The following is a 3,003-nucleotide window of genomic DNA, read 5'->3' as shown; positions in this document are numbered from 1 at the left end:
GCCGGACATCTCCCCCCACGTGGGGGGAGATGTCCGGCAGGACAGAGGGGGGCGCTGTCCCGCCGGCATTTCGAATAATTGAACCTACTTCCCCGGCCGTCCCGTCTTCCCCGGCCGGCGTTTGTCGCGGCGTGCGTCGCCTGGATCCTCGTATGAGCCGATGCCGGCGCGCTGGCGAACGATTGGCTTAGCGGAATCGTCGCGTTCCTTCGCGTCCCCCTCTGCCCTGCCGGGCATCTCCCCCACTTGGGGGGAGATTGGCTGCGGCTTGGCCGGCACTTTTCCTTCGACCGGCTTTTCCGTCCGCCGCACGGTCATTTCATCGAGCGAGTTCTTCTTGAACAGCGGCTTGACCGGCTCGCCGGGTATGCCGAAATCGGAGCCATGCGCCTCTTCAGCCGACTGTTTCTTGAACAGCGAGCGTGACACCGCGCCGGCCGGCGTCGGCATGTCGGTGCCCGGGCCCATATCGTCGATCGAGGGTTTCGAAAACAGCGGTTTTTTCACCGGTACGGCGCCGTCGGCGCCCATCTCGTCGAGATCAGGCTTGCGGAAGAGGTTGGGCCGGGCAGCCCTGGCGGCCTCTTCGGCGGCGCGCGCTTCGTCGAACTTGCGGAAACGCTCCTGTTCTTCTGCTGTCCGATGTTTGGCCACGCCCTTGTTGTGCTTGCCCTTTTCGCGGCCGGAGGCCGGGCTTTCCATGTCGGCGTATTTGGCCAGCGGGTCTTCGGAGATGGACAGTTCCATCTCACGCAGGCGCTTGATCTCGTCGCGGATGCGGGCCGCCTTCTCGAAGTCGAGATTGGCTGCGGCATCGCGCATCTGCTTTTCCATCGCGTCGAGATGGGCCTTGAGGTTGTTGCCCATCATGGCGCCGGCACTGTCGGTGAACTGCGAGATGTCGGCGCGGACGTGGTCCTTCTCGTAGACCGAATCCAGAATATCGGAGATGCGCGACTTGACCGATTCCGGGGTGATGCCGTTGGCCTCGTTCCACTCCACCTGCTTTTCGCGGCGGCGGTTGGTTTCGGCCATCGCCCGTTCCATCGAGCCGGTCACCTGGTCGGCATAGAGGATGACCTTGCCGTCGACGTTTCTGGCGGCGCGGCCGATGGTCTGGATCAGCGAGGTTTCCGAGCGCAGGAAACCTTCCTTGTCGGCGTCGAGAATGGCGACGAAGCCGCATTCGGGAATGTCGAGGCCTTCGCGCAGCAGGTTGATGCCGACCAGCACGTCGAAGGCGCCGAGGCGCAGATCGCGCAGGATCTCGATGCGCTCCAGCGTGTCGATGTCGGAGTGCATGTAGCGCACGCGGATGCCTTGTTCATGCAGATATTCGGTCAAATCCTCGGCCATGCGCTTGGTCAGCACCGTCACCAGCGTGCGGTAGCCGGCCTTGGTGGTGTCACGGATTTCGCCGACGACATCGTCGACCTGGGTCTTGGCCGGGCGGACCTCGACCGGCGGATCGATCAGGCCGGTCGGGCGGATGACCTGCTCGGCGAAGACGCCGCCGGCCTGCTCCATTTCCCAGCCGCCGGGGGTCGCCGAGACGGCGACCGAAAGCGGACGCATGGCATCCCATTCCTCGAAGCGCAGCGGCCGGTTGTCCATGCAGGACGGCAGACGGAAGCCGTATTCGGCCAGTGTCGCCTTGCGGCGAAAGTCGCCGCGATACATGCCGCCGATCTGCGGCACGGTGACATGGCTTTCATCGATGAAGACCAGCGCGTTGTCGGGAATGTACTCGAACAGCGTCGGCGGCGGATCACCCGGCTGGCGGCCGGTGAGATAGCGCGAATAGTTCTCGATGCCGGCGCAGGAGCCGGTGGCTTCCAGCATCTCGAGGTCGAAGCGGCAGCGCTGTTCCAGCCGCTGCGCCTCAAGCAGGCGGCCGGCCCGCTCGAGTTCGACCAGCCGGTGCTTGAGCTCTTCCTTGATCGACTTGATCGCCTGGTTCAGCGTCGGGCGCGGCGTCACATAGTGCGAATTGGCGTAGATCTTGACGCTTTTCAGCTCGCCGGTCTTCTGGCCGGTGAGCGGGTCGAACTCGGTGATCTGCTCGATCTCGTCGCCGAACATCGAGATGCGCCAGGCGCGGTCTTCCAGGTGGGCCGGGAAGATCTCGATCGTGTCGCCGCGCACGCGGAACGAGCCGCGAACGAAATTGATGTCCTGGCGCTTGTACTGCTGGGCGACGAGATCGGCGAGCAGCGCGCGCTGGTCGAGCCGATCGCCGATCTGCATCTGGAAGGTCATCGCCGTATAGGTTTCGACCGAGCCGATACCGTAGATGCAGGACACCGAGGCGACGATGATGACGTCGTCGCGCTCGAGCAGCGAACGCGTCGCCGAATGGCGCATGCGGTCGATCTGCTCGTTGATCGAAGATTCCTTCTCGATGAAGGTGTCGGTGCGCGGGACGTAGGCTTCCGGCTGGTAATAGTCGTAGTAGGAGACGAAATACTCGACGGCGTTTTCCGGGAAGAATTTCTTGAACTCGGAATAGAGCTGCGCCGCCAGCGTCTTGTTCGGCGCCAGGATCAAGGCAGGGCGCTGCGTCTCCTCGATCACCTTGGCCATGGTGAAGGTTTTTCCGGAGCCGGTGACGCCGAGCAGCACCTGGGTCCGGTCGTTGTTGTCGACGCCTTCGACCAGATCCTTGATCGCGGTCGGCTGATCGCCGGCCGGCTCGAAATCCGAAACCATCTTGATGGCAATGCCACCTTCGGATTTTTCCGGGCGGGCGGGGCGATGCGGCGTCCACAGCACACCGTCCTTGTGCAGCGGATTGCCGGATTCGATCAACGCCGAAAGGGCGGCTACCGTCGCGGTGACGCTGCCCGAAGCCATGGTCTCGGCGTCTTCCAGCGAAATGTCGAGACCCGCGACCGGGTTGAGGCCCGCTGCCGTGCGCTCCCTCGCCGTCGCCGCCCCACCCATCGAGGTGCCGCGCGAACTGCGTCCCGGCGAGCTTGAACGCTCGGGTATCTTCTTCGACGG

The 3,003-nt window shown here is 64.0% G+C and carries 1 protein-coding gene; it reads right to left on the bottom strand.

Going from position 1 to position 3,003, the window contains the following annotated elements:
• Nucleotides 1-84 precede the first annotated feature (84 nt).
• Nucleotides 85-3,003: excinuclease ABC subunit UvrB (uvrB, locus tag EN984_RS28625; RefSeq protein ID WP_281057352.1), on the bottom strand; the 2,919-nt coding region annotated here is incomplete at its 5' end.

The organism is Mesorhizobium sp. M7A.F.Ca.CA.004.12.1.1 (genome assembly GCF_003997835.1).
GTDB lineage: Bacteria > Pseudomonadota > Alphaproteobacteria > Rhizobiales > Rhizobiaceae > Mesorhizobium.
This window is presented reverse-complemented; position numbering and strand designations above follow the sequence as displayed.